Here is a 19,817-nt window from a genome sequence, read left to right as displayed (position 1 = left end):
TTCAAAAAAACGTATCTTGGCACGCTTTGAAACTAATATAATTATTTAAACATAACAACTTATGTCTGAAGGAGAAAAGTTAATTCCTATTAACATTGAGGATGAAATGAAATCAGCTTACATCGATTATTCGATGTCAGTAATTGTATCGAGAGCACTTCCGGATGTTAGAGATGGCTTAAAACCAGTGCACCGAAGAGTTCTTTACGGAATGTATGATTTAGGTGTAACTTCAAGATCTGCCCACAAAAAATCTGCAAGAATCGTAGGAGAGGTTCTGGGTAAGTATCACCCACACGGAGATACTTCAGTTTATGATGCGATGGTTCGTATGGCTCAGGAATGGAGTATGCGTTATTTATTAGTTGATGGTCAGGGTAACTTTGGGTCTGTTGATGGTGACAGTCCGGCAGCAATGCGTTATACTGAGGCTAGAATGCGTAAGATATCTGAGGATATTATGGCAGATATCGAAAAAGAAACAGTTGATTTTCAATTGAACTTTGACGATACTTTATATGAACCAAAAGTAATGCCTACAAGAGTTCCTACTTTATTAGTGAACGGAGCAACTGGTATTGCAGTTGGTATGGCAACAAATATGCCTCCACACAATTTAACAGAAGTTATCAATGGTACATTAGCGTATCTTGATAATAACGATATTGAAATTGATGAATTAATTACACATGTAAAAGCTCCAGATTTTCCAACTGGAGGTGTAATTTATGGATACGAAGGTGTTCGTGAGGCTTTCAAAACAGGAAGAGGACGTATCGTAATGCGTGCTAAAGTTGGTTTTGAGGAAGTTGACGGAAGAGAATGTATCATTGTTACTGAAATTCCATATCAGGTCAATAAAGCCGAAATGATCAAACGTACGGCTGATTTGGTTAACGAGAAAAAAATTGAAGGTATTGCCAATATCCGTGATGAATCGGATAGAAATGGTATGCGTATCGTTTATATCTTAAAACGTGATGCTACGCCAAACGTAGTTTTAAATACCTTATATAAATATACTTCATTACAATCTTCTTTCAGTGTAAATAACATTGCATTGGTTAAAGGACGTCCTCAATTGTTGAATCTAAAAGATATGATTCACTATTTTATTGAGCACCGTCATGAGGTAGTTGTGAGAAGAACGCAGTTTGAATTGCGTAAAGCCGAGGAAAGAGCGCATATTTTAGAAGGATTAATTATTGCTTCTGATAATATTGATGAAGTAATTGCGTTAATCAGAGGGTCTAAAAATACAGATGAAGCAAGAGAGAAATTAATCGAAAGATTTAAGTTGTCTGATATTCAGGCTCGTGCAATTGTTGAAATGCGTCTTCGTCAGTTAACTGGACTAGAGCAGGATAAACTAAGAGCTGAGTTTGACGAATTAATGAAATTAATTGAGCATTTGAAAGCTTTATTAGCAGACGTTAATTTAAGAACAGATTTAATTAAAGAAGAATTAATTGAAATTCGTGATAAATATGGTGATGCTCGTCGTTCTCAGATTGAATATTCTGGTGGAGATGTAAGTATTGAAGATTTAATTGCCGATGAAAATGTGGTAATTACGATTTCTCACGCAGGTTACATCAAACGTACAAATCTTACTGAATATAAAACTCAAAATAGAGGAGGAGTTGGACAAAAAAGTGCAGGAACAAGAGATCAGGATTTTCTTGAGCATATGTTCGTTGCAACCAACCACCAATATATGATGTTCTTTACGCAAAAAGGAAAATGTTTCTGGATGCGTGTTTACGAAATTCCGGAAGGAAGTAAAACAGCTAAAGGAAGAGCAATTCAGAATTTAGTAAACATTGAAAGCGATGATAAAGTAAAAGCTTTCATTTGTACACAAGATTTAAAAGATAAAGATTATATCAATACACATAATCTTGTAATGGTAACTAAACAAGGACAGGTTAAGAAAACTTCTTTAGAGAAATATTCTAAACCTCGTGTGAATGGTGTTGCTGCTATTACAATTAAAGAAGGCGATGAGTTGCTTGGTGCTCAGTTGACAAATGGAGAAAGCCAAATTATCTTAGCTGTTAAATCTGGTAAATTAGTTCGTTTTGAAGAAACTAAAACACGTCCGATGGGAAGAACAGCTTCTGGAGTTCGTGGAATTACATTGAAAGACGAAACGGATGAAGTAATCGGAATGGTTACAGTTGATAAAAATGATATTTCTGAATCACAAATTTTAGTTGTAACTGAAAACGGCTACGGAAAACGTACAAAATTAGTTGACGACGATGGTGAAGATGTTTACAGAATTACAAACCGTGGAGGTAAAGGGGTTAAAACGCTTAATATTACAGAAAAGACAGGTAAGTTAATTTCTATTAGTGCTGTAACAGATGCTGATGATTTAATGATTATCAATAAATCAGGATTGACAATCAGAATGGCGATTGAGGATTTACGTGTTATGGGACGTGCAACTCAAGGTGTTAGATTGATCAATTTAAAAGGAAAAGATTCTATCGCAGCAGTTACAAAAGTAATGAAAGATGATGCTGAAGAGGTTGTTGTTGATGAAGATGGAAATATTGTTGAGTCTGGAATAGAAAGAGTTAAGCCAGATCTTGATGAAGTTCTTGAGGATGACGGAACAGCAGATGACGATGATGATGCTGATGATGTAGTTGAGGACGAAGAAGAGGAATCTGATGAGGAGGAATCTGAAGAATAATAAAAAAGAAAAATTAAAATTAAATATACAAATTGAATATTATGAAAAGTAAATATCTATTACTTGCTTCAGCATTATTGATTTCAGCAGCAACTTTTGCTCAGAAAGATCAAATCAAAAATGCTGAGAAAGCTTTAAAAAGCGGAGATGCTCAAGGAGCAATTGCAATATTAAAAGATGCTGAAAATTTAGTAACAAATGCTAAAGATGTTGAGCAGGCTCAATACTATTTTGTTAAAGGGAATGCTTACTTGGATTTAGCGAATAAAAAAGTTGAAGAAGGTAAAAATTTATCTGCTGCTGCTGAAAGCTACAAAACATTGATTGACGTTGAAAAAGCTTCTGGAAAACAAAAGTATTCAACTCAGGCTGCTTCTTCAATTACAGAGATTAAAGGAAAATTAATCAATTCAGCTATTGCTGATTCGCAAGCTAATAAACACAATGAAAGTGCAAAAAAATTATATGATGCTTATCAATTAGATAAAAATGATACAATTAACTTGTACTACGCAGCTTCTACAGCTGTAAATGCTCAAGATTATGATACTGCTTTACCAATGTATGAAGAATTGAAAAAACTAAATTACTCAGGAAAAGGAACTCTTTATACTGCAGTAAATAAGATTTCAGGAAGCGAAGATGGTTTTGCTAATGCAAAAGATAGAGATTTAGCGGTAAAAATAGGAACTCACGAAAAACCTAAAACGGAAGCAGTTCCTTCTAAAAGAGGAGAAATCTACAAAAACTTAGCTTTAATTTTAGTTCAAAAAGGAAAAATTGAAGAGGCTAAAAAAGCAATTGCTGATGCAAGAAAAACAAATCCAGAAGATACTTCTTTGATTCTTACAGAGGCTAACTTGTATCTTGAAACTAAAGATTTCGATACATACAAGAAATTAGTTAGCGAAGCTTTAGAGAAAGATCCTAACAATGCGGATTTGATTTTCAATTTAGGAGTAATCAGTGCTAATGCTAAAAATACAGCTGATGCTGAGAAATATTATGCTAAAGCAATTGAAATCAAACCTGATTATGTAAATGCTTATATTAATATAGCTGCTTTGAAATTAGAGGCTGAAAAACCAATCATTGACGAAATGAATAAATTAGGTACTTCAGCTAAAGATATGAAGCGTTATGATGTCTTAAAAGCGCAAAGAGAAGGTGTTTTCAAAAGCGTAATTCCTTACCTTAAAAAAGCGAACGAATTAGATCCTCAAAATGATGATGTTAAAAAGACATTATTAGGAGTTTACAGTGCGCTTGAAATGACAGCTGAAGCTAAAGCATTGAAAGCTAAAGGATAATAAAAAACCTGAATTTATATAAAAAAAAACCATCGGCTTAGGCCGATGGTTTTTTTTATGCATTAAAATTTTATTTAACTTTCTAAAGTTGCATTCAATGTTATTGTCGTATTTAAAAGCTTGGAAATTGGACAAATTTCCTTTGCTTTTGCCGCTATGGTGTTAAATTCTTCTGAAGAAATTGAAGGTACTTTTCCTTTTAATTCCAAGTGGATTAGTGTTATGGTTCCATCTTCAAAAGTTACTGTCGCTTCTGTGGTTAAATCATCAGCTGTAAAACCTGCCTCATTCAGCAAAAAGCTTAATTGCATCGTAAAACAGCCCGAATGAGCAGCAGCAACAAGTTCTTCTGGGTTTGTTCCAACACCATCAGCAAATCTTGTTTTAAATGATAATTGTGCATTATCTAAAGTTGTGCTTTGTGTACTTATTGTTCCTTTTCCTTCCATGCCAGTTCCCTGCCAGTTGGCGTGTGCTTTTCTTGTAAATTTCATTATTTGAGTATTTTGATTAATAAAATATATTTAAAGTATTGATTGTCAGTTGTAATCAATCTATCAAATATAAGCATTATTTCGAAGTGTTGTTTTATCAATTTGTTATCAGAAAGTCAACTGCAAAAAAAAAGTGTAATGAATTTATCACTACACCTTTTATAATTATTTAAATCGAGTTTTATTCTTGATTTAAATTACGAAGCTGTTTTAATTTGTCTTTCCATACATCAAGGCTTTCTTTATGGATTGCAATGTTTTTACGCACTTCAAGAACAATTGAGTTTTCTTTTTTAGCGTTTTTAGTATTCGTAAAGAACTGAATGTTGTTTTCTAATTGAAAAATTTCATTTTGAACTTCTTCGATTTTACGCATTATAAAGATCTTTTCATTATCTAATTTGCGTGTATCATTGCTGTCAGAAAGCGAATCAATACGATTAGAAAAACGCATCATCTCGCTTTCTTTTTTGCTTAAACTTAATTTTTCAAAAAGCGCATCAAGGATTTTATTGAATTTTCCTTCGATATGACGTCTTGAAAAAGGTACTTTTCCGTAACCTTTCCAGATTTCAATGTGTTGTTTAATGGCATCTAGATCTGTTTTGTGGTCTCCAGTAAGTTGGTATGCTCGTAAAATGTCTAAATAAGCCTTTTTGTTGTCAAAAGCCGCAACTTCATCCTGATTTTCCTCAGATTTATGTTCTTTTAATTTGTCAAAATAATGGTTGCAGGCATCTTTAAATTCTTTCCAGATTTTATCTGAATATTTTTTTGGAACGTGACCAATTTGTTTCCACTCTTCCTGTATTTGTTTCATGATCGGAGTAGTGCTGCCAAAATCAGTACTTTCCTGTAATTCTTTGGCTTTTGCAACCAAAGCCATTTTTTTATTTAAATTATCGTTTTGATCTTTTTTAATGTCTTTGTAAAACGAATTTTTAAATGCATTGAAATTTCTAACAGCAGTTTTAAATGCTGCCCAGGTTTCTTCATTTACATCCGAAGGCACTTTTCCGGCTGCAAAAAACTCATTTCTCAATGCTTCAACTTTTTGAATCTGTACAAGCCATTGCGAGTGAGAATTGACTTTTTCAGTTCCTAAAACTTCAATTTTGCCTATTATTTCTTTTTTAATTTCAAGATTTTGCTGTTCGTTAGCTCTTTGGCTTTCAAACAATACTTCTCTCTTGTCGTGAATTTTTTTAGTCAGTTCACTGAATTTGTTCCAAATGACATCACGGTGTTCTTTTGAAACAGGACCAATATCTTCTTTCCAGATTCTGTGTAAATCCTGCAATTCACGAAATGCTTTGCTGATATCAGTTTCGTTAGCTAATTCTTCAACACGTGTGATGATTTTTTGTTTTTGTTCCAAATTGTATTTGAAATCTAAATCTCTCGCTTCGCGGTCTAAATGCAAATAATCATAAAAATTTTCTACGTGAAAATGATAATTATTCCAAACATGATTGTATTTATCTTTTGGAATTGCTCCGGCATTTTTCCATCTCTCTCTAAGTTCATTAAAGTGCTTAAGAGTATCTTTGATGTTCTCCTGTGGATTTATAAGTTCTTTGAGTTCTTCAACAATCGCAAGTCTGTTTTCTAAATTTGCTTTTAAATTAGTTTGTAAATGTTTAAAATGAACATTTCTTTTTTCTCTAAAAACATTATAATATTCATCAAATTTAGATTTTAAAGGAGAATGATATTCAAATTCTTCATTCGGATCTTGTTTTGAAGCATTGAATTCCTCTTTTTTCTCTTCAATTAAATGATTGTATTGTAGTAAAAATGATTTTTTAATTTCTTCGATATGATCTTTAACAGACATTACTTTATCTGTCTGAATCAGTTTTTTTAGCTCATCAACAAGTGCATCTAATGAAAAAGTATCATAATCCTGCATAGGAATATCATGACGCTCTTTTAGCGTCTCATCTTCACCTTCTTCAGCATTAGAATTTGTGATGGCATCTAACGCATCTTGATGATCATCTTCGGTTGTTATTTCTTCTGCTGCAGTTTCTTTTTCTGAAACTGAATTTTCAGTAGTTTCTTCTGTACCCAATGTTTCTTCAATTGCGTTCTCTTGAATAGAATCAGTAGTGTCGATTCCTAATTTTCCGTCTGCTTCTTGCAGGTTATCATTCTTTTCTTCTAACATTTTAAATGTATAAGGTTTTTACTTTTAACAGTGCGAAAGATAGTAAAGGTGTTTCTAAATACAAAATAAATCACTTGTTTATAACCTATTTTACGATGAAATCCTTAATTTATAGAATTACATTGTATAGATGAGACAGTCTTTTTATCCTTTTCTTGAAATATATGTAAATTTAAAATAAAGAATAAATTAAGTTAAAAAACAGATTAAGCTTAATGAATGCCAAAATGATTATATCTTAAATGAAATCAGACTTTAGTATTTGCTATAAATAAAAACAGTTTAAAATAAAATAAGAACTCCGCCTTCGAGCCCCCAATTGTAGGTTTTATCACCTCCAAATGCAACACTTGGATGAATGTACACTAAATTGGTTGGAGTTATTTTTCTTCCATATTCTACATAAGCATTATTTTGATAGCCTTTTATAGTGCTATTGTATCTTAATGCTACGTCACCAGCTACCCAGTTTTTTCCAAAAAAATGAAAAAATACGCTTTCTAGAACACCAATGCTGACATCCTTGCGTTCACTTGATCCAGCAAAACTCTGCTGGTATTCAATAGATGAAATCCATAAAAATTTTTTGTCATTAAAATAACGACCATAAAAAAAGGCTGGCATAAATACCCATTTTCCGGATCCAAAGGCCGGATCTGTGGCGGAATTGGAATAAACTCTCGCTCTTACCGCTATACCTTGGTGATTCTGCATATAAGGTATGTAACTGATACCTGCACCAACATCACCTAGTCCTGTTTTGTTTTGTTCGTTTGTATTTGCTGATACAACAGGAAGATCAAATCGTAAATTCCATGCTTTACTGCCAATAGGGACTAAGGCACGGACTTGGGTGGTATTAAAGGAACCATTATCGGTGTCCAAGTATTCATTATAAAAAAGCAGTGTTTGGAGATAGTATCTAAAACGCGGTTCAGTAAACGGAATTTTTTCCTCAACTTCTGTTCCCTGAGCATATGCTCCGATATTTACAAAAAAACCTAATAAGAAAAGTGGTAGAATATTTTTCATAACTAGCTATTAATGAGTAGTCTAAGTTATGAAAAATACTTTAATATTTAATTTTGAATGTTTTTTTTATTTGTTCCAAATTTTCCAGGCTTTTTCGGCTTGAAAAATTAACATATCATAACCATTTTTTATGATTGCGCCTTTTTCTTTAGCGTTTTTCATAAACTGAGTTTCAGCTGGATTATAAATCAAATCGTAAGCAATATGCTTGTCGGTAAAGAATTCATAAGGCAAATCTGGACAAGCTTCAATATTTGGGCTTGTTCCTACTGGTGTACAATTGATTATGATTTGAAAATTATCAAAAGTGGTGGCATTGATTAAATCATAATCGATGATATTTTCTTTGGCTTCTCTGGAAACAAAAGTATAAGGAATATCAAGCTCATCAAGTGCAAAAGCTACGCCTTTTGATGCTCCTCCAGTTCCAAGAATTAATGCTTTTTTATGATGAGGCTCCAAGAGAGGTTTTAATGATTTTTTAAAACCATAATAATCTGTATTGTAGCCTTTTAATTTTCCTTTTTTGGTGAATTTAATTGTATTTACTGCACCAATCAGTTTTGCTTTTGTTGAAAGTTTGTCTAAAAAAGGAATAACTTGCTCTTTGTACGGAATCGTTACATTTAAACCTTTCAAATCAGGGTTGTTTTTAAGCAAACCCTTGAAATGGCTGATTTCAGAAATGTCGAAATTTTCATAGGTATTTCCGGCAAAAACTTCATTATTAAATTTTTCGGTAAAATATCCTTTAGAGAAAGAGTAGCTTATATTACGGCCTAATAAACCGAAACGTCTTTTTAAAGTATCAATCATTCTTATTTCTTATGTTTTTCAATATAATTTTTAACCATTTTTTTCGACCAGACAACCGGAAATAAATCTTCGATCAAAATATAATTATCAAAGTTTAATCGCAAGCCATTGCTTAAATGAAATTTTGCTTTTGTATTGTCCTGAATCATGAAATACAGTCCTGCCAAACGATATTCGATTTCGTTTTCTTCAGGAAAATATTCAGTTGCTTGCAATAAAGTCTGAATAGCGCTTTCAAATTCACCTAAAAACTGAAGAATATCAACCCAAAATAACCAGGTGTCTAAAGCATAATCTCCAAATTCCACGGCTTTTCTGTATCCAAATTCAGCTTCTTCAAAAAAGTTCATTTGTTTGTTAATCGTTGCGTAACGTTTCCAATACAAACGATTTTGATTGTCGATTGCCAATGCTTTGTTTACAAAAAATAAAGCTTTTTGAAAGTTTTTCTGGCGAACATAAAAATCGGTAATGGCAATCCAGCCTTTGTCTAAAAGCGGATCTTCATGAACGGTCTGATTATAGTATTGAAGTGCTTTTATAGCATTTCCAAGTTTTTCATAACATTTACCAATACGCAATAATGCATATGAAGTCGCATCATCTAACTCGATTGTACGATTGTAGCTTTCAATTGCTTCATTGTATTTTTTAAGGCGTTCGTAAGCTTTTGCTTTTTCCATAAACGCACCTAAAAATTCGTCATCAATCAGTGTGGCATAATCAAAAGCTCGAATGGCAGCTTCGTATTCTTTTATGCCATAATGAAGGCGTCCCAGCTGATGCCAGGCAATTTCGCTATACGGATTTCTGTTGATGTATTCGTTAAGATAAATGATAGCTTCCTGATTTTGATCTAAAAATTCAAAACAGTAAACTACGTTATATAAAGCCGATTGATCTTCTAAGTCTTCTTCAAGACATTTGATGAAGCTGTCTTTAGCCATCTCAAGATTATCCATAAAAAGATATTCCATTCCAATCAAGTTGTACACATCAGCATAGTCATCTGTATATTGCAGGGCAATTTTAAGTAATTCTACGGCTTTTTCGTGTTGATCTCTTTTGGAACAAATATTAGCTTTCTGGATATAAATTTCCTCGTTGTTGGGTTCAATTGCATACAACTCGTTTAAAAGCTTTTCAGCGATGTCGAGTTTATCGTCGTAAACCAGCATTTCTACTTGTACTAATTTTAAGCCTGTAGATTTTGGATGCTGATCTAATGCAAGTTTTAAGGCCTTTTTTGCTAAATTAGCCTTACCTATGTCTAAATAATGAAGAATAATTTCTTCGAATTCTTCAGAATCAAAAAAGAGTACTTTGTTAGTTTTTAACATCGACTCAAATTTAGATAGGGATAGGTTATAATCTTCTTCTTCGTTGCTTAATTGCATACTTTCTCTATTTGAAATTAGCCTGTTATAAATTTAGGCAACCATATAATTGTTGTAAGGAAAGAGAATTAATTGTTTTGAACAATTTAATTAACAAAATATGGTGTTTTTTATTCTATTTTGGGAAGAAATCTCCTTTGTTCTTAAGGGATTAGCTTCGTTTTAATTATTTTTTAGATTGCAATCTCGATTTTAATAGATTGTAAATCTGTTGTTTAATATTCTGTGTCGATTAACAAAAGCAAAAAAACGAATAAAATTTTATTTGTTATTCTTTTTTAAAATTTCGTCCATAACTGCCAGTATTATTGAACAGCCTTCTCTGATTTCATCTTCAGAAATAGTTAAAGGAGGCGTAATTCTAATTGCACATCCTTCGAATAAAAGCCAAAATAAAATCAGTCCTTTGTCCTGACAATTTAAAATGACTTCGTTGGTAATTTCAGCCGATTCTGTCATAGCTGCCAACATTAATCCTTTTCCTCTTACTTCTGTAATCAAAGGATGTACCAAAAGTGATCTGAACAATTTTTCCTTCTCCAGCGTTTCTGCCATTAAATTTGTTTCAGTTAATTCCTGCAAAGTGGCTAAACAGGCTGACGCAATGACAGGATGACCTCCGAAAGTAGTAATATGACCGAGTTTAGGATTTTCGGTTAAAAGATCCATTTTTTCTGCTGATGCTGTAAAAGCTCCTACAGGCATTCCGCCACCCATACCTTTTCCCATTACGACAATATCTGGAACAACATCATAGTTTTGAAAACCAAAAAGTTTTCCTGTTCTTCCAAAACCAGGCTGAATTTCGTCCACAATCATTAATGCGCCAACTTCATCACAGCGTTTGCGGACTTTTTGCAGATAATTATCATGAGGCTGAATAAATCCAGCACCTCCCTGAATGGTTTCTAACAGAATTGCTGCAGTTCTGGTGGTTATTTTTTGTAAATCTTCTTCATTGTTGAAAGTTACAAAATCAACATCTGGCAATAAAGGTCTAAAGGCTTGTTTGCGTTCTTCAAATCCCATAACGCTCATTGAACCCATTGTGTTTCCGTGATAAGCATTATGACAAGAAATCAATTGACTGCGTCCTGTGGTTCTTTTTGCTAATTTTAAGGCTCCTTCGATAGCTTCTGTACCTGAATTTACCAAATACGTTTTGTTTAACGATTCGGGAAGGAGCGAAGCCATTAATTTACAATATTGTACAGCCGGACTTTGCGAATATTCGCCATAAACCATTACGTGCGAATATTTGTCCAACTGATCTTTTATCGCTTGATTTACACGCGGATGCTGATGTCCTAGTGTACAGGCAGAAACGCCTGCAACAAAATCTAAATATTTTTTATCGTTTGTGTCGTAAATATAAGAGCCAATGGCGTGAGAAACTTCCATTCCTAAAGGATAAGGAGAAGTTTGTGCCTGATATTTTATAAAATCTGGATTCATTTTTTTAAGGTGCTAAGTAGCAAAGGTACTAAGGTTCTAAGGTTTTAATTTTAGGCTTAGGTTAAGTTTTGTAAACTGAAAATTGCGAGTGAAAATTATTTTTTCTTAGGTTTTGCCTCTGTCTTTACAGTCGGTTTTTTCTTGTCATAATTCAAAGTCTCTTTCCTGACTTTCATTGGGACATTTTTATCTTTTTCTTCCTGATCTTTTCCTTCCTGAATTAATTTTTCATTCAGTTCATTATCTTCGGCGGTAAAAATATCGTCTTTGGATTTAATACGTTCGTCACCACGCCAACGCATTCCTCTTAGTTTACGAGCATTTTCGGGCAAGTCGGCCTCTGGGTATAAATCACCGTCCACATTGTTAAACAGTGTAAGTGTTTCAATTTGATTGTCTTCTAAAATCAGATTGATTTTACTGCTGACACTTTTATCAATTCCAACAAGCTCGTTTTGCTCATTTCGGCTGTAATAAATAACTTCGGTATTTTTGACTATATCTACATCATGAAGTTTTCCGTCTTTAAATTTTCCAAATAAGTTAAGCCCTTTTACTTGATTGTATCCGGTGCCTAATGTATCTTTAGAAATCAGGAAAGTATTATTGAGCACTTTTAAAGAATCTATTTTTTTTGTGTTGTTGTCGCCAATTAAATGCATAACATCGCCTGTTATCTGGCTTTCTCCACTCCATAAAATCGGATTTCCAATCAATTTTGTCAATGCTGTTTTTGAGTTCGAATGAATAGAATCGCATTTACCGCTCATATCGGTTTTATAAAAACGGACATTTTTGAATGCTCTCAAAATTCTTTCGCCTTCTTTTCCAGTCACCATTAACTTTTGTCCATGAATGTAAACTGAATCATTTTCAACAAAATTCACTGCTACAGCTCTTTTGGTCACAAACATTGAATCTTTCAATTTGAAAATCTCAGCATAATGACCTTTTACGATACCGCGATTTATGGAATCGGTTATTTTTACATTTCGCGTCGCCGATGCAAATTCGGTATTTCGGTTATAATACAAACTATCGCCTTCAATGCGTCGGTCATCGTATTTTATGTATGATTTTCGAAGGAAGTGCGCAAGGTTCTTTTTGGTATCATAAAAACCTTTTTCAGTATAAATATAATTGGCCTTGCTTGTGATTGTCGAAGGACCAAGTAAATAAGTATGTCCGGAATTACTGTAATAATCCAAATGATTGGATTTAATAACATATTTAGGGTTTGTAATTGTTACCTCAGTCAAAAACTGAAACTTTTTCTCTGCAACAAAATAACGCCCTGATTTGCTTACTAAAGTATTGTCTTTATTGACGATTGTCCCTTTGGTGTTGTAAAAAACCTGTTGAACATTTCGATCAAAATTAATAGTATCAGTTTGTAAAGTTGCATCTGGCGAAGTCATTACTGCATCTCCCGTTGCAAAAGCTTTCTTAAAATTTCCGTTATATTCAGCATATTTACTGTTCAGATATAAAGTGTCACCTTGCACCAATTGTACATTTCCAAAAGCTTTTAAGTAATTTTCTTTTTGAAAAAAATAAGCCTTATTACAAGTTAAAACTACTCCGTCGTGATTTATTTTTACATTTCCAGTTAATAAAACCGCATCTGGCGCTATTTCCTGGTTGACATCAGAAAAGTCAGCGTTCTCGATAATTATTTTTTTAGTTCCCGGCTTATTTTTTGATGCCTGTGCAAAACCAAATTGCGCAGTTAAGAACATCAGACAAAAAGATATGAAAAAGAGTGATTTCTTCAATTGATTAAATTTTTGTCAAATTTATGAAAAAGGATACAACCTTAGATTGTTATTAGGATTAATTTATATTTTTAGGTTCAGAGGTACAAAGGGGAAAAGTTTTAAAGTTTAAAATTGATTTTTTATTGCATTTTTAATGCTATTTAAGAGTTTTTGTGTCTTCCTTATTCTGGAATTCTGAATCTTTAAATTTTATCAACAAAACATCAAACTCTCACGTTGTAGTAAACTATTTTTCCGTGATTTTAAAACAATTTGAAATCACTTTTATTTCAGTTTTAAAAATTAGACTAAATTTAGTAAATGGTTTTAGAAGCCAAATTTATTCTGAAATCTCAAAAAAGCCTGATTATATAAAGAATATGATAAATAAACGAATTTTTGTTGCAGGAATGGCAGCAAGTGTGCTTTTTTCGGCATGCAAAACAAAAGATTTAAAAATGAGTACGTCAAAAGAAGAAAATGCTCCAACGAATAAAGTTGTGGTTTATCAAGTTTTTACACGTTTGTTTGGAAATAAAAATACGACAAACAAACCATGGGGGACAATTGAAGAAAATGGCGTTGGAAAGTTTAATGATTTTACAGATAAAGCGCTTCATGAAATAAAGGATTTAGGAGTAACTTATATTTGGTACACAGGCGTTCCGCATCATGCATTGGTTCGTGATTACACTGCTTTCGGAATTTCTAATGATGACCCAGAAGTGGTTAAAGGACGTGCCGGTTCTCCTTATGCAGTAAAAGATTATTATAATGTAAATCCAGATTTGGCAGAAAATCCGGCAAACAGATTGCAGGAATTTGAAGCTTTAATTTCGCGCACGCATAAAGCAGGCTTGAAATTGATTATTGATATTGTTCCAAATCATATTGCCAGAAAATATGAAGGAAAAAACAATCCAGAAGGCGTGCGTGATTTCGGTGCTGATGATGATGTTACCGTTGAATATAAAAGAGATAATAATTTCTATTATATTCCAAATTCTCCTTTTGAAATTCCAGATAACGATGTTCCTTTAAACGGAGAAAAAAATCCGCTTATTGATGGGAAATTTTTAGAAAATCCGGCAAAATGGACAGGAAATGGCTCCCGAAAAGCAAGACCAGACCAAAACGATTGGTATGAAACTGTAAAAGTAAATTATGGTGTTCGTCCAGATGGCTCGAAAGATTTTCCTGAACTTCCAGCAGGATATGATCAAAAATCGTATCAAGAACATTTTGCTTTTTGGCAAGACAAAGATGTACCAAATTCATGGAAAAAGTTCAGAGATATTGCTTTGTATTGGACGGCAAAAGGTGTAGATGGTTTTCGTTATGATATGGCCGAAATGGTTCCGTATGAATTTTGGAGTTATATGAATTCTGCGATCAAAATGAAAAATCCGGATGCTTTTTTATTGGCTGAAGTTTATAATCCGAACGAATATCGAAATTATATTCGTTTAGGAAAAATGGATTATTTATATGATAAAGTAGAAACGTATGATAAATTAAAAGATGTAATTCGAGGAAAATCGTCGCCAGATGGTTTGTCAGATATTCAAAATAGAATGTCAGATATTGAACATCATATGCTTCATTTTTTGGATAATCACGATGAACAGCGTTTATCAAGTCCTGAATTTGCAGGAACTCCAGAACGCGGAAAACCTTTAATGGTTGTTTCGGCAACGATTAGCACTTCACCAACGATGATTTATTTTGGACAAGAAGTAGGAGAGGCCGGAAATGAGGACGCTGGGTTTGGAAAGCGTTCCAGAACTTCGATTTTTGATTATATTGGAGTTCCCAATCATCAAAAATGGATGAACGACGGAAAATTTGATGGAGGGAAATTATCTGATTCAGAGAAAAGCTTGCGCGATTTTTATAAAAGACTTTTAAATTTTTCGATTAAAAGTTCGGCTTTGATGGGAAGTTTTCAGGAAATACAATCTGTAAACCGTCAAAATAATAGTTATGGCGAATTGATTTACTCGTATGTTCGTTGGTCTGAAAAACAAAAACTGATTGTTGTTACTAATTTTTCTTCAGAAAAAACAAGTGAATTTGAGTTAAAAGTTCCAGCTGATGTTATTTCAAAATGGAAATTGAAAGACGGTTCTTATGTACTGGTAGATAAATTATATTCAAAAAGCAAAACGTATTTTACCGTAAAAAATGGAGAAGGAACAGCGCTAGTAAAAATAGGGCCTTCGGAATCATTTATTTATGAAGTAAATTAATTTAAAAATTTAAATAAAAAACTGGTTTAGAATGGGTTAATTTCTAAACCAGTTTTTTTTATATATCTATTAAAAGCGATAGTATTTCTTTAATTGAAAAGAGAGCGCCGCAAACAAATTCATCCGAAGCGCCATAATAAATCGTTAGAGTATCTCCGTCTGGCGCGATAATATGACCATTTGTAAAAACAACATTTCCAAAAAATCCGCTTAATTCGTAATCTGTTTTCGGATACATAATTGGATTTTCAGTTCTTGAAATTACTTTTGAAGGATTTTCAAGATCCATTAAAAAAGCTCCTAAGCAATATTGATGATGTTCATTGGCTCCGTGGTAAATTTCCAGCCAACCTTTTTCTGTTTTTATTGGTGCAGCGCCGGCACCAACACGTTTACTGTCCCAGAGTTCTTTTCTTGTCTTGATAATACATTTGTGATTTCCCCAATGAATGCCATCAGGTGACGAGGCGATCCAGATATAATTTCCACCAATATCAACACTACTTGGACGGTGTAGTGCGTAAAATAACCCGTTTATTTTTTCTTCAAAAATCGCACAATCTTTATTATGAGGAGGCAAAATCATTCCGTGTTTTTGAAAAACTTTCCAATCAGTCGTTGTTCTTAAGCCAACTCCAACGCCGTTTCCTGACACTGAGGTAAAAGTTAGGTAATATTTTCCTTCGATAAAAGAAACACGGCAATCTTCAATTCCGAAAGTTTCGAGAATTCCTTCTCCCACTAAATGCGGATAATCATCCGGTTCATAGAAATGTTTTCCATCATCACTGCATAATAATCTAATATGCGATAATGTTGTCAGAAAATCAATTCCTTGGTAATTAATAACACGGGCATCGTTAGCAATTAATTCGGGATGATCTTTTAGGATTTCTATGATTTGAATTGTACCTGTTTCAGTTAAAATTGGAAACGAAATGAGGTTTTCTATTTGTTTTGGCCTTTCTGCAACCCTTACTGCCAGCCATATTTTATTTTGAAATTGAAATACGCCAGGATTCAACAGGCAACTAATTTCTAATCCTTCTCTGCTTGGAGGAATATCTGTAGGCGACAGCAGCGGATTTTCGATAAATCGATTGGCAATATCTTTCATGTTCTTTAAATCAGAACATTAAGTTATAAAAAAAAGCTGATACTTATTTTAGTATCAGCTCTTTAATTATACTTTTTTAACTTTTTTCAAAGCTTCTTTGTAGTTTTCGTTTGCTTTTTCCCAATTTATATGTTTGTAAAAAGCATCAATATAACTTCCTTTTCTGTTTTGGTAATCAAGATAATAAGCATGTTCCCATAAATCGATTCCTAAAATTGGAGTTCCGCGAATCACGGCATTTTTCATTAAAGGGTTATCTTGATTCTCTGTTGTTGTTACTTGTAGTTTTCCATATAGGTCAACTACCAACCAAACCCAGCCCGAACCAAATTGTTTTTCGGCTTGACCTTTAAACTGATTAGTAAGATTGTTAAAAGAACCAAATTCTTTATTAATTGAACCTGCCAACGTATCTTTTGGGGTCTGTTCTTTTTGCGTCAGTAAGTTAAAATACATAGTGTGATTGTAATAACCACCAGCATTTTGACGAAGTTTAGCATTACTTAGATCCATCTTTTTTAAGATATCCTCAATCGGCATATTTTCATACTCGGTTGAAAGAATTTCTTTATTTAGATTATTCGTATAGGTGACATAATGTTTTGAATAATGTGTTTCTAAAGTAAGAGAACGAATATCCGGGGCTAATCCATCATAAGAAAAAGGCAGTTTTGTAAGCCCAAAAGAACCTGGCGCTACCGTTACTTCATCAGGAGATCCGATAGTAATTTTTTCTTCTTTAGTTGGCAAAGGAACCTCAACAACTTCAGTCAGTTTATTACTGTCGTTACAAGAAAATAATACAAAAAATGAAGCTAAAATGCCAAAACGAGTAATGTTTGCCTTCATAATTAATTTATTTTGATGTTAGTGAATTAATGATTTCGATATAATTTTCTTTCGCTTCATCAATTGAAATGTGACTTATTTGCATCCATGCATTTGTTTTGAATGCATCTCTTAAATCAAAATTTTGTGATTGATTATAAACCGCTGTTCCAAAAGTAGCTTGTTTATAATACGCATAAAGTCTTAACTGCACATCTTGTGGCAATGATGCCTGAGTCATATGCATTGCAGCTTCAACAGCTTCAGAAAAACGTGTATCTAAATCTTTTTCAGTCATTAAGCTTTTGTAGCTATAATCGTTTTTCCACCAATTGCTTTTTGGCCTAAGACCACATCAATTGGAGTACCTAAAGGTAAAAATAAATCTACTCTTGAACCAAATTTAATAAAACCGGCATCAGTTCCCTGAACAACCTGCATTCCTTCTTTAGCATAATTTACAATTCTTCGTGCCAAAGCTCCTGCGATTTGTCTGTAAAGAACAGCCCCAAAAGTATCATTTTCGATTACAACAGTAGTTCTTTCATTTTCCTCGCTTGCTTTTGGATGCCATGCAACCAAAAATTTTCCAGGATGATATTTACTGAATTTGATAATTCCGTCCATTGCGTAACGCGTAACGTGTACGTTTATTGGCGACATAAAGATTGAAACCTGTAAACGTTTGTCTTTGAAAAATTCACCTTCGTAAACTTCTTCAATAACCACAACTTTTCCGTCAACAGGAGCAAGAATATGGTCGCTGTTGCGAATCGCAATTCTTTTAGGGTTTCTAAAGAATTGTAAAATAATAATCAAAACTACTACGCCAAAAATTTGAACTAGCATTCTAAGCCATGTAATATCAATGAACTTTTCAGCTATTAAAAGCAAGGCTACTGCAAAAACGGTACCTAATAAAATGGATGGTCCTCCTTCTTTATGAAACATAATATAAAATTTGATAAAATAAAAATATAATTGGTGCTACAAATATAACACTATCTAAGCGATCTAGAATACCTCCGTGTCCCGGCATTATTGAGCCACTGTCCTTTACGCCAGCAATTCTTTTAAATTTGGATTCAATTAAATCGCCAATTGTGCCAAAAATACTCACAATTACAGCAATTATAGTCCAGATTAAAATGGATCTGCTGCTAAACTCAGGATTAGGCTGAATGTATAATTTTGATATTAAATAACCAGCAAAAGCTGCAAAAACAGCACCGCCCAAAAATCCTTCGATCGTTTTTTTAGGAGAAACTCTTTCAAACAATTTATGTTTTCCCATTGATTTTCCAACCAAATAAGCAAATGTATCATTTGTCCAAATCAAGATGAATAATCCAAGAATAATTTTTGGATTGTAATCATTTGTTCCAAATGAGATTTTAACAATAAAAATAAATGGAAGTGTTACGTATCCTAGTAAATATAAATATTTTGAAGAGGTACTTATTTTTTGAACCGAATCATAAAATAAAAATAAAATACATTTTATAGAAATTACAATTGTTACAGCAAGTAAGACTAAATCCAACTGCTGAATATTGGTAGTTAAATCGAAATCTGAATTAAAGGTTTTGTTCAGAAATAAAGTAGTTTCTTTATTGTAATGACTAATTAATAAAACTGTTGAATACAGCAGAATTCCAAAGACAATTGAAAATGCTTTATTAAGATTCACAAGATTGCAAAATTCATAAATTGTAATAATCAAGAAAATTCCAAAAAGAATGATAAAGCTTTCAGTAGAAAACAGAATAGAGGTAAGCAGTAAAGCGATATAAACAGCACCAGAAATGGTTCTCTTCAATGTTTCGTTCATCTTAAAGATCTTCTAAAAGCAGTAAATAAAGATTTTTGGCAACACTTCCGTATTGGGTAAAATCTTCCTCTTTTGCCTTTTCGAAATATTTTATAGTGGTAATGTTGGTTGGGTAGTCTCTTTCGTATTTGCGTTTAATTGCGCTTAATCCGTCGCTTTTCATTGGCAGAATCTGGCTTGTAGTAGCAATTATTACAATGTTTGCAGGAAGTTCGTTAGGTTTGTCCTGTCTGATTTGTTTTGATGAAAATAAAATAGAACCTTCATCGGCAATTAAGTTTTCGCAGGAAGCCAATAAAAATTTAGGGTTTCTAGGTGAAATATAAAGTAATTTATTTTCTTCTAATAAATGAAAAAGAGCAGGTTCATAACACAGAACTTCATTTTCAAACCAATCATTTTCTTCTAAAATATTTTCAAATTGTTCAGCAACTTCTTGTGTGTTTTCACAATACAAAAATTTACCGCCATTTTTCTTGAAATTAAAAATGAATTGCTCATCTATAGATAAATGACTGTTTTGAATAGGATTCCCTCCATATTCGCTTTCATTCTCCTCATCAGAAGCGGCATCACTTGAGCCAAATATTTTTTTGAAAAAATTCATTTTTATATGAAATACTTTACATGTTAATTGAAAACGTTCAAAGATAAAAA

16 protein-coding genes are annotated in these 19,817 nt (G+C 33.0%); 3 read left to right on the top strand and 13 right to left on the bottom strand.

What is annotated here, in order from left to right:
* Positions 1-61 precede the first annotated feature (61 nt).
* Positions 62-2,704 carry a DNA gyrase subunit A gene (gene gyrA / locus FN795_RS03680; RefSeq protein WP_142449424.1) on the top strand — a complete coding sequence of 881 codons (2,643 nt, stop codon included), beginning with the start codon at positions 62-64 and terminating at the stop codon, positions 2,702-2,704.
* Between the two features lie 41 nt (positions 2,705-2,745).
* Positions 2,746-4,014, top strand: a complete 1,269-nt coding sequence (locus FN795_RS03675; protein ID WP_142449423.1) for a tetratricopeptide repeat protein — start codon at positions 2,746-2,748, stop codon at positions 4,012-4,014.
* Between the two features lie 74 nt (positions 4,015-4,088).
* On the opposite strand, the gene FN795_RS03670 is transcribed toward FN795_RS03675, so the two are convergent.
* From FN795_RS03670 to FN795_RS03640, 7 genes are all read right to left on the bottom strand, one after another.
* Positions 4,089-4,508, bottom strand: a complete 420-nt coding sequence (locus FN795_RS03670) for an OsmC family protein (RefSeq protein ID WP_142449422.1) — start codon at positions 4,506-4,508, stop codon at positions 4,089-4,091.
* Positions 4,509-4,689: 181 nt separating this feature from the next.
* Positions 4,690-6,678, bottom strand: a complete 1,989-nt coding sequence (locus FN795_RS03665) for a DUF349 domain-containing protein (RefSeq protein ID WP_142449421.1) — start codon at positions 6,676-6,678, stop codon at positions 4,690-4,692.
* 282 nt (positions 6,679-6,960) lie between these two features.
* Entirely contained in the window at positions 6,961-7,710 is a 750-nt protein-coding gene (locus FN795_RS03660; RefSeq protein ID WP_142449420.1) for a lipid A phosphoethanolamine transferase, read from the bottom strand.
* Positions 7,711-7,776: 66 nt separating this feature from the next.
* The gene (locus tag FN795_RS03655; protein ID WP_142449419.1) at positions 7,777-8,526 is read right to left on the bottom strand and encodes a shikimate dehydrogenase family protein; all 750 of its coding nucleotides are present in this window, start codon (positions 8,524-8,526) and stop codon (positions 7,777-7,779) included.
* A gap of 2 nt (positions 8,527-8,528) precedes the next feature.
* Positions 8,529-9,923, bottom strand: coding sequence for a tetratricopeptide repeat protein (locus FN795_RS03650; RefSeq protein ID WP_142449418.1), 1,395 nt, complete (start codon positions 9,921-9,923; stop codon positions 8,529-8,531).
* A gap of 261 nt (positions 9,924-10,184) precedes the next feature.
* Positions 10,185-11,378, bottom strand: coding sequence for an aspartate aminotransferase family protein (locus FN795_RS03645; protein ID WP_142449417.1), 1,194 nt, complete (start codon positions 11,376-11,378; stop codon positions 10,185-10,187).
* A gap of 95 nt (positions 11,379-11,473) precedes the next feature.
* On the bottom strand, positions 11,474-13,117 hold the full coding sequence (locus FN795_RS03640) for an OstA-like protein (protein WP_142449840.1): 1,644 nt from the start codon (positions 13,115-13,117) through the stop codon (positions 11,474-11,476).
* A gap of 398 nt (positions 13,118-13,515) precedes the next feature.
* Between FN795_RS03640 and FN795_RS03635 the strand changes: the two genes are divergently transcribed.
* Positions 13,516-15,384, top strand: a complete 1,869-nt coding sequence (locus FN795_RS03635) for an alpha-amylase family glycosyl hydrolase (protein ID WP_142449416.1) — start codon at positions 13,516-13,518, stop codon at positions 15,382-15,384.
* A gap of 58 nt (positions 15,385-15,442) precedes the next feature.
* Here FN795_RS03635 and FN795_RS03630 read toward each other — a convergent pair whose 3' ends face one another.
* From FN795_RS03630 to FN795_RS03605, 6 genes are all read right to left on the bottom strand, one after another.
* Entirely contained in the window at positions 15,443-16,501 is a 1,059-nt protein-coding gene (locus FN795_RS03630; protein ID WP_142449415.1) for a glycoside hydrolase family 130 protein, read from the bottom strand.
* A gap of 66 nt (positions 16,502-16,567) precedes the next feature.
* Positions 16,568-17,350: a superoxide dismutase gene (locus FN795_RS03625; RefSeq protein WP_142449414.1), complete on the bottom strand. Its 783-nt coding sequence runs from the start codon at positions 17,348-17,350 to the stop codon at positions 16,568-16,570.
* Positions 17,351-17,357: 7 nt separating this feature from the next.
* Positions 17,358-17,627, bottom strand: coding sequence for an acyl-CoA-binding protein (locus FN795_RS03620; protein ID WP_035648415.1), 270 nt, complete (start codon positions 17,625-17,627; stop codon positions 17,358-17,360).
* Positions 17,627-18,280, bottom strand: coding sequence for a phosphatidylserine decarboxylase family protein (locus tag FN795_RS03615; RefSeq protein ID WP_142449413.1), 654 nt, complete (start codon positions 18,278-18,280; stop codon positions 17,627-17,629). The genes FN795_RS03620 and FN795_RS03615 overlap by 1 nt, the downstream gene beginning before the upstream one ends.
* The gene (locus FN795_RS03610; protein ID WP_142449412.1) at positions 18,270-19,160 is read right to left on the bottom strand and encodes a phosphatidate cytidylyltransferase; all 891 of its coding nucleotides are present in this window, start codon (positions 19,158-19,160) and stop codon (positions 18,270-18,272) included. The genes FN795_RS03615 and FN795_RS03610 overlap by 11 nt, the downstream gene beginning before the upstream one ends.
* Position 19,161: 1 nt before the next feature.
* A complete protein-coding gene (locus tag FN795_RS03605; protein ID WP_035648408.1) occupies positions 19,162-19,767 on the bottom strand; it encodes a lactate utilization protein B/C in 606 nt (201 codons plus the stop codon).
* Positions 19,768-19,817 lie beyond the last annotated feature (50 nt).

It is taken from the genome of Flavobacterium resistens (assembly GCF_900182645.1).
In the GTDB taxonomy this organism is placed as follows: Bacteria; Bacteroidota; Bacteroidia; order Flavobacteriales; family Flavobacteriaceae; genus Flavobacterium; species Flavobacterium resistens.
This window is presented reverse-complemented; position numbering and strand designations above follow the sequence as displayed.

Bases quoted from the DNA above. Each gene is read 5' to 3' on its own strand.
- gyrA (WP_142449424.1), top strand. From the start codon at position 62: ATGTCTGAAGGAGAAAAGTTAATTCCTATTAACATTGAGGATGAAATG.
- FN795_RS03675 (WP_142449423.1), top strand. From the start codon at position 2,746: ATGAAAAGTAAATATCTATTACTTGCTTCAGCATTATTGATTTCAGCA.
- FN795_RS03670 (WP_142449422.1), bottom strand. From the start codon at position 4,508: ATGAAATTTACAAGAAAAGCACACGCCAACTGGCAGGGAACTGGCATG.
- FN795_RS03665 (WP_142449421.1), bottom strand. From the start codon at position 6,678: ATGTTAGAAGAAAAGAATGATAACCTGCAAGAAGCAGACGGAAAATTA.
- FN795_RS03660 (WP_142449420.1), bottom strand. From the start codon at position 7,710: ATGAAAAATATTCTACCACTTTTCTTATTAGGTTTTTTTGTAAATATC.
- FN795_RS03655 (WP_142449419.1), bottom strand. From the start codon at position 8,526: ATGATTGATACTTTAAAAAGACGTTTCGGTTTATTAGGCCGTAATATA.
- FN795_RS03650 (WP_142449418.1), bottom strand. From the start codon at position 9,923: ATGCAATTAAGCAACGAAGAAGAAGATTATAACCTATCCCTATCTAAA.
- FN795_RS03645 (WP_142449417.1), bottom strand. From the start codon at position 11,378: ATGAATCCAGATTTTATAAAATATCAGGCACAAACTTCTCCTTATCCT.
- FN795_RS03640 (WP_142449840.1), bottom strand. From the start codon at position 13,117: ATGTTCTTAACTGCGCAATTTGGTTTTGCACAGGCATCAAAAAATAAG.
- FN795_RS03635 (WP_142449416.1), top strand. From the start codon at position 13,516: ATGATAAATAAACGAATTTTTGTTGCAGGAATGGCAGCAAGTGTGCTT.
- FN795_RS03630 (WP_142449415.1), bottom strand. From the start codon at position 16,501: ATGAAAGATATTGCCAATCGATTTATCGAAAATCCGCTGCTGTCGCCT.
- FN795_RS03625 (WP_142449414.1), bottom strand. From the start codon at position 17,350: ATGAAGGCAAACATTACTCGTTTTGGCATTTTAGCTTCATTTTTTGTA.
- FN795_RS03620 (WP_035648415.1), bottom strand. From the start codon at position 17,627: ATGACTGAAAAAGATTTAGATACACGTTTTTCTGAAGCTGTTGAAGCT.
- FN795_RS03615 (WP_142449413.1), bottom strand. From the start codon at position 18,280: ATGTTTCATAAAGAAGGAGGACCATCCATTTTATTAGGTACCGTTTTT.
- FN795_RS03610 (WP_142449412.1), bottom strand. From the start codon at position 19,160: ATGAACGAAACATTGAAGAGAACCATTTCTGGTGCTGTTTATATCGCT.
- FN795_RS03605 (WP_035648408.1), bottom strand. From the start codon at position 19,767: ATGAATTTTTTCAAAAAAATATTTGGCTCAAGTGATGCCGCTTCTGAT.